This window comes from Rhizobium alarense (assembly GCF_021555155.1).
Taxonomy (GTDB): Bacteria; Pseudomonadota; Alphaproteobacteria; order Rhizobiales; family Rhizobiaceae; genus Rhizobium_D; species Rhizobium_D alarense.
This window is the reverse complement of sequence record NZ_JAKGBU010000006.1, coordinates 89,052-95,686: the sequence shown is the minus strand read 5'-3', so window position 1 is coordinate 95,686 and position 6,635 is coordinate 89,052. Positions and strand designations below refer to the sequence as shown.

Annotated in this window: 7 protein-coding genes; 3 read left to right on the top strand and 4 right to left on the bottom strand. The window is 62.0% G+C overall.

Going from position 1 to position 6,635, the window contains the following annotated elements; all coding sequences use genetic code 11:
• Window positions 1-416: 416 nt before the first annotated feature.
• Window positions 417-1,151 (bottom strand): hypothetical protein, encoded by a 735-nt coding sequence (locus tag LXM94_RS03465; protein ID WP_235769745.1) that lies wholly within the window; start codon window positions 1,149-1,151, stop codon window positions 417-419.
• Between the two features lie 154 nt (window positions 1,152-1,305).
• Window positions 1,306-1,854, bottom strand: coding sequence for a toxin-activating lysine-acyltransferase (locus LXM94_RS03460; protein ID WP_235769744.1), 549 nt, complete (start codon window positions 1,852-1,854; stop codon window positions 1,306-1,308).
• Between the two features lie 503 nt (window positions 1,855-2,357).
• Here LXM94_RS03460 and LXM94_RS03455 point away from each other — a divergent pair.
• On the top strand, window positions 2,358-2,681 hold the full coding sequence (locus LXM94_RS03455; RefSeq protein ID WP_235769743.1) for a hypothetical protein: 324 nt from the start codon (window positions 2,358-2,360) through the stop codon (window positions 2,679-2,681).
• Between the two features lie 82 nt (window positions 2,682-2,763).
• On the opposite strand, the gene LXM94_RS03450 is transcribed toward LXM94_RS03455, so the two are convergent.
• Entirely contained in the window at window positions 2,764-3,084 is a 321-nt protein-coding gene (locus tag LXM94_RS03450; protein WP_235769742.1) for a hypothetical protein, read from the bottom strand.
• Between the two features lie 382 nt (window positions 3,085-3,466).
• Here LXM94_RS03450 and LXM94_RS03445 point away from each other — a divergent pair, with 382 nt between their 5' ends.
• Both LXM94_RS03445 and LXM94_RS03440 read left to right on the top strand, forming a co-directional pair.
• The gene (locus tag LXM94_RS03445; RefSeq protein WP_235769741.1) at window positions 3,467-4,411 is read left to right on the top strand and encodes an AEC family transporter; all 945 of its coding nucleotides are present in this window, start codon (window positions 3,467-3,469) and stop codon (window positions 4,409-4,411) included.
• A 198-nt stretch (window positions 4,412-4,609) separates the two neighbouring features.
• On the top strand, window positions 4,610-5,791 hold the full coding sequence (locus LXM94_RS03440; protein ID WP_235769740.1) for a flagellin N-terminal helical domain-containing protein: 1,182 nt from the start codon (window positions 4,610-4,612) through the stop codon (window positions 5,789-5,791).
• A 76-nt stretch (window positions 5,792-5,867) separates the two neighbouring features.
• Here LXM94_RS03440 and LXM94_RS03435 read toward each other — a convergent pair whose 3' ends face one another.
• Window positions 5,868-6,530, bottom strand: a complete 663-nt coding sequence (locus LXM94_RS03435) for a c-type cytochrome (RefSeq protein WP_235769739.1) — start codon at window positions 6,528-6,530, stop codon at window positions 5,868-5,870.
• Window positions 6,531-6,635: the final 105 nt, after the last annotated feature.

Below are 6,635 nucleotides of genomic sequence, written 5' to 3'. Positions count from 1 at the left end.
CTTGCTCTCCTCGCAAAGGGCCGAAAGTGTAACCCATCTATCCGGAATGAACTGTCACCCATCTCTCGGGAAGGGCATCTTGTACGACCCGAAGGCATGGGTAACAGAACGTACCTATGATATGGGTGACCACCTCGTGCTGAACGGGTTGTCGATGGTTTGCAGGGTTCTCTGTTCCGGATCGATATATCCGAGACCACAGCGCTTGAAGCTGACAAGCCAAATGCCGTCATCGACCTCCTTTATCCGGAGTTTCTGATCGGCCAGTACGGTTAAGATGTTGATCCTCTTCCACTGCCTGCCGAACCTCGCTGTTGAAGAGCGTCGACAGGAGCAGCGCTGCGATGGGGGTATCCAGCTCAGGGTCAGTCCATTGAAAGGATGGCCATGAAAAGTTCTTGAGACAATGCCATTTCTTATCTCCGAATAAAGTCGCCGTGCGAGACTCGCCGCGAGAATGGAATATCTCTTATACGACCTGTTGGTGGACTTAGCCTTGGTTCAGGATACTTTCCCAGCCAACGCAACAGGCTCTCGACAGGGCCATGCGTTACCGGCTCGTCAGTTATCGTTAATGTGACGGAGGCCAACCGATAGCCGGAGCCGAATGCGGCTTCGAGAGCAAAAGGATCAACTCTTTTCACACTTGCCGGATCGTTGAGGTTGTCGAAGGTCACGAGCAATGGATAAAGGTCCGGCTGCAGAACAACCGTCTCTCCTTCGCGTGCCATAAGGCTGGGTGCCTGTTCGCGTGGCTCTCCAAGATAGAGATTGAAAGCCCTCAGCGCTCTCGTCTCGGTGCCCGGCAACAGCGCGAACAGGTAGCGGCTCTGCGGCAGTTTCACCACAGTCGCCTCCCCTGTCACATCGGTGAGATAGGACTTGATATCGGGCAGAAGCAGGGGTTGGAAGATATGCGAAACGCTGGTGACGGATGAACCGCTGGCGATTCCGGCGGGGGTTTCCACCTCGACAGTCAGCCTCTGGTGCCAAGTATAGGTGGGGTAGAAGAACTTGTAGGTGGCGTAGACGCCGATCGTGCCCAAAACGATACAGAGCATGGCGACACGACAGCCGCGCAGTTCGAACACCCCTGCAAGCCCGCCGAACAGCATCACGAGCAGAAATATGCCGACGACGTTGATCAGCATGGAGCCCGCATTGCGGCCGGGTGAAACTTCCGTTGTGCCTCTTGGAAAAAATAGCAATAGCTCACGTTATCCGCACCAGATTCTATATTGTCAGACCAGAATTACATTCTTCAAGCAACTGGCTTACCCCCTCTTCCGATCTGCCCGCGATCCGTCAGTTCACTGCCGCCGAAGGTGCGGTCGAGCGCTCGGACAGATCCTGCCCCTTCGCGCCCAGCGCTTTCAGCGCCTCGGGACCAACCAGTCTTCCAACGATGGGGTGAATGTGGAGGTTCTCCTGTTTGGCCACCTGACGGAAACCCGCCAGGACGGCTGTTGCCAGCTTCTGTGTCGGTGCAATTACATCGAGAAGCCGGGCGATCTCTCCGCTCGCCCATTCCTCGGCCTTCAGGCGCACAGGAAAGGAACCACCCGCAATCTGCTCGCGGATTTTGCTGTCGACCTCGGGAGAGACCGTCGCCCAAATGGCGATTGCGGCAGGCGCGGCGGCATTCGGCTCACCGTCCTCCCCTTTCTGCTGGGCGATCGCAATGCGATCCCGCGCAAGCGGATCGATTACCAGATGACTGAGATCCGCGATCGAATGGTGGCGGTAGCGGGGAAGCACACTCATCGCCAGGACGACCTGGCCGAAGGTGGATCGAATCCTGGTTTTCACTTCCGTCAAGCCGTCTGGGACGTTCTGCGCGACGTGATAAAACAATTAAGGATTGTACCTTCTAAAATAACGCCTCCTAAAGAGGCGAATACGTCTCAAACTTCGTCTGCCTCCAGTGCCGAGAGCAACGAGAGGAAAATAAAGCTTTGAATTCAGCCGCGTCGGCGGCAAGCGACGGGCATTGATTGCTGCTGCAATTCACTTCGGATGGACATCTCCGATTGTGTTCCCATTCGACCACCCGCAGCACCGCACGGCGGAAACTTAGGTTTATACAACTGCTGGTGTCAAGTTGCCGGCGGACATTTCAGGAGGTTTTTTCGGAAGACGCATCCGGATACGGCGCCGACCATATAACGGTAACTCGCTTTCTGTCGCGCGCCTGGCTTGGAAAATCGCGTTCGATATCGCTACATCTATTTCCGCCACCTTTCCTTTCCCCACGATAGACAGTGGTGCCTCCCGTCAATCGGGTCCTCCGTAGCCGCACGCCGGAACACATGCGGCCGGCAACCGTTGTAGCGGCGTAGCGACACGGGAGAAACCACATGGCCAATACCGATGCACAATCGCAGATCGCTGCCTTGCGGCAGGATATCGAGAAACTGAGGGATGCCGTTGCCACGCAGGGGGCGGATGCCCTGGACCAGGCGCGTGGCCGTGCCGGCCAGGCGGCGCGCTCGGTGGGCTCCGCCGTCACCACCGGCCGGCGCTACGTTCGCAGCGAGGGCGCGGCCGTCGCGGAGGTGGCACGCGAACACCCGGCGGCGATCTCGACGATGGTGACGCTTGCAGGCCTTGCAGGCTTTGCAGCCGGCTATCTGCTTGCGACCGCGACCGACGAGGCGCCACGCCGCCGTTCCTGGTACTAGGGTGCGGAGCCATGCCGGTATCCGCGACAGGCGCGCGAAAGCCGGGGGCAGTCCGGCTTTCGGCATGTCGGCCGCACGTCCGTCAGCGATGCCTCAGGCCGAAGAGATAGCCCACGAAGGCGGCGCCCGCGAGCGCGGCGAACGGGTTTTCATGGACCATGTTGCGGACCTCCTCACGCAGGGAAGAGATGCGCGCCGCCGCGAGCTGTCCCGTGCCTTCGGCCACGAGACCGAGCGATTCCTTCATGCGGGCGATTTCCTCGCGCAGAACGTCGATCTGGTCCGCGATCAATGCCTCCGCCGCTTCCCGGTCGGCTGCCGCCCGCTCCGCCTTGCTTGCGCCGGTATCGGCGGAAACGACGCCAAGCGGTCCGCGCTTCCCGGTTTCCTTGTCTTCAGCCATTGGGTTCTCCTTTCGATGAGGTCCGGCCGATGGAGAAACTTCGAAGCCGTGGCCTTGTTCCGCACGATGCGTCGACGTCGGGTGTTAACCTTTTGTTAACCCTGTCGCCGCATCATGGTTCTCTATCGCCGTGTCATACGCCTGTTACCGGCAGGCTCTAGACAGGCGGTCGAGTGGCACGGCGAACGCCACGCCCGAGATCATGATCCGGTTGCGCTGACCACGGATGTACTGGCAGCGCCCGGACCTCCCCGCAAGGGGATGGGAAGCGGGGCAGGTCCCCGCTTTTTTCATGCGGCAAGCATGGACCCGCGGGATCAATTGCCTTACCCCTGTCGCAGGCGGTTCCCGGCCGCTCCCGCCCAAGCCTCCGTGAACCACCATGTTCGACATCGCCCTCAACGTCGTCCCGATCTTCGCGCTGATCATGCTCGGCTGGCTGCTCGTGCGCACCGGCTATCTGCCTGTGACAGTCGGCGAGGCGCTCGGCGAATTCGTGTTCCGGGTTGCCGTACCGGTGCTGCTCTTCCGCACCATCGCCGAGGCGGATTTCTCGGACCAGTCACCCTGGAGCATCTGGGTCGCCTATTTCGGCGGCGTTGCCGTCACCTGGACGGCGGGGCACCTGACGGCAACACGGCTCTTCGGACGCGACGCGCGCATCGGTGTTCTCGCCGGGGTCTCCTCGGCCTTCGCCAACAGCGTCTTCATAGGCCTGCCGCTGGTCTCGCGCATCGTCGGCGAGGAGGGGCTGGTCGCCTTGTCCATCTTGCTGTCGGTGCATCTGCCTGTGATGATGGTCGCCGGCAGCGTGCTGATGGAACGGGCCGAGCGGCGCGAGGGGTCGCGCCCGGCGCAGAGCATGGCGCTGCTCGTCATCGGCATCGGCAAGAGCCTGCTCAAGAATCCGCTGGTGATCGGCTTGGCCGCGGGAGCGCTGTTCCATACAGGCGGCGTCCCGCTCGGCGGGCCATTCAAGGTCGTCGTCGACCAGCTCGCCGCGCTGGCAGCCCCGGCCGCGCTCGTCTCGATCGGCATGGCGCTCGTCAAGTATGGTCTGCGCGGCAATATCCGGCCCGCCATGGCGATGTCCGCCTTCAAGCTCTTCCTGCTGCCGGCGGCGGTCTACCTGTTCAGCCGGCTTCTCGGGCTCGGTCCGGAATGGACCGCGGCGATCGTGCTCACCTCCGCTGTGCCGACCGGCGTCAATGCGTGGCTTCTGGCGAACCACTTCAGCGTCGGCCACGGGCTCGCGTCGTCGACGATCACGCTCACGACGGCGGCCGGCGTCTTCACCGTTTCCTTCTGGGCGTGGCTGCTCGGCTGAGGCCGCACTTGGCGCCCGCAAACTGATGCCTGACATATCGGCAAAGTTTCGCCCTTTTTTAACCATGCCCGTTTACCGTGTGCGGCAGGTACGGAGTGTCGGTCTCTGCTCCAGGACGATCGACAGGCATGATGCTGCACGCCGCCACCGGTGTAACCCGGAGTTGTCCCCTTCAGTTTCTCGTTTATGGGACAGGATATGTCGAGTATTCTGACGAACGTGGCCGCCATGGCCGCGCTATCAACATTGCGGTCGATCGATACCGGCCTCGAAACCACACAGGCCCGGGTTGCGACCGGGCTTCGCGTCGGGGCGGCAAAGGACGATGCGGCCTACTGGTCGATCGCCACCACCATGCGCTCCGACAATCTGGCGCTTTCCGCCGTGCAGGACACGCTGGGCCTCGGCGCGGCCAAGGTCCAGACGGCTTATGCCTCGATGCATTCCGCCATCGAGGTGGTGCAGGAAATCAAGGCAAAGCTCGTCGCCGCCACCGAAGAAGGCGTCGACAGGAGCAAGGTGCAGGACGAAATCGCCCAGTTGCAGAACCAGCTGGTCGCCATCGGCGACGCCTCGTCCTTCTCCGGCGAAAACTGGCTGAAGGCCGATATCTCTGCCGGCGGCGGAACGCTTGGCAAGAACGTGGTCGCCTCGTTCGTGCGCGACGAGAGCGGCAACGTTTCCGTCAAGAAGATCGACTATGTTCTCGACGCTTCAAGGGTTCTCTTCGACGAAGGCGGCGACCTCGGCATCCTCGACGGCTCGACCGTGATCGAGGGCGCATCGGTGACCGTCATGGTGAACGTCTCCGGCGTCGTCAGCGAATACAGCGTCGCGTCCTACACGACCGACGACGTGATCGCGGCGGGAGCGGGAGCGTCGACCTTCGACGGCAGCTATGCGACGGACGGAACGGACGATTATGTCAAGGTCGGCGACGACACCTGGGTTCTCGCGGTGGACCAGACGACGTTGACCGAGCAGGAGGTCGCCTTTGAAGATTCCGGCGGCAATCTCTGGGCCGTCGACCTCACCTCGGTCGCCCCGTCTGAGATCGCCTCCGTCGCGACCTTCGAAGTCGATGCGCTCACGAGCGAGGCCCAGTTCGCGGGCCTCGTCCAGATGGTCGACGACGCTCTTTATCTGATGACCAGCGCCGCCGCGGATCTCGGCGCCATCGCCATGCGCATCGACATGCAGGAGGATTTCGCCTCCAGTCTCTCGAAGTCGATAACCTCCGGGGTCGGGCGCCTTGTCGACGCGGACATGAACGAGGAATCGAGCCGGTTGAAGGCGCTGCAGACGCAGCAGCAGCTCGCCATCCAGGCCCTGTCGATCGCCAACAGTTCGCCCGAGACCCTGATGGCGCTGTTCCGCTAACAAGAGCGGCGTCCGGCCGCCGGCCGTCACAAAAAAACCGGCGCGAAGCCGGCTTTTATTGCGAAACCGGCGCAGGTTACTGCGCGGCGGGTTGTTCCGTCGTCGTACCCTCGCCGTGGCCTTCGGCCGGAACGGCACCTTCGGTGGCGGTGGCGCCGTCTGCCGGCTGGGCTGCCGCGCCCTCGGCGGAGGCGTCCGGCAGCGGCGCCGGGCTGTCCGACAGCGTACGCAGATAGGAAATGAGGTTTGCCCGCTCGTCGTCCTTCTTGAGGCCTGCGAAGCCCATGGCGGTGCCCGGAACGTGCTTCTTCGGCGCGGTCAGGAATCCGTTCAGGTGCTCGTAGTCCCAGACGACCGTGTGGCCTTCCGAAAAGGTCGTCATGGCGGCCGAATAGCTGAAGCCCTCATGCGAGGCGATCGGGCGGTTCACGATGTTCCAGAGATTGGGGCCGACCTTGTTGGCACCCCCATTCTCCGAGGTGTGACAGCTCGCACATTTCTTGAAAGTCGCCTCGCCGGCCGTGGCATCGTTGTGCTGTGCGAGCAGGGTGGCGATCGGCACGGCCGCAACTTCCTCCGCGCCGCCGGCCTCCCCGGTGCCTTCCTCGGCAAGGATCGCGAATCCTTCCTTTTCGGGGGCTTCGGAGTGGAACACGCCTTCGGATGCAATCGATACGGACATCAGGACGAAGACGGTACCAAGAAGGGCACCCACGCCCATGTTCACATAAGAGTTCATCCGCAAGCTCCCTCGGGAACCGGCGCGCAAAGGCCGGCCAGTCTTGAAATCGCGCGGAACCTATGTCTTTTGCTGCGTCGTTGCAACAGTGATTGTAGCCCCCGC

Coding starts and splice junctions, on each gene's coding strand:
- LXM94_RS03465 (WP_235769745.1), bottom strand. CDS start 1,151: ATGCTGATCAACGTCGTCGGCATATTTCTGCTCGTGATGCTGTTCGGC.
- LXM94_RS03455 (WP_235769743.1), top strand. CDS start 2,358: ATGGCCAATACCGATGCACAATCGCAGATCGCTGCCTTGCGGCAGGAT.
- LXM94_RS03450 (WP_235769742.1), bottom strand. CDS start 3,084: ATGGCTGAAGACAAGGAAACCGGGAAGCGCGGACCGCTTGGCGTCGTT.
- LXM94_RS03445 (WP_235769741.1), top strand. CDS start 3,467: ATGTTCGACATCGCCCTCAACGTCGTCCCGATCTTCGCGCTGATCATG.
- LXM94_RS03440 (WP_235769740.1), top strand. CDS start 4,610: ATGTCGAGTATTCTGACGAACGTGGCCGCCATGGCCGCGCTATCAACA.
- LXM94_RS03435 (WP_235769739.1), bottom strand. CDS start 6,530: ATGAACTCTTATGTGAACATGGGCGTGGGTGCCCTTCTTGGTACCGTC.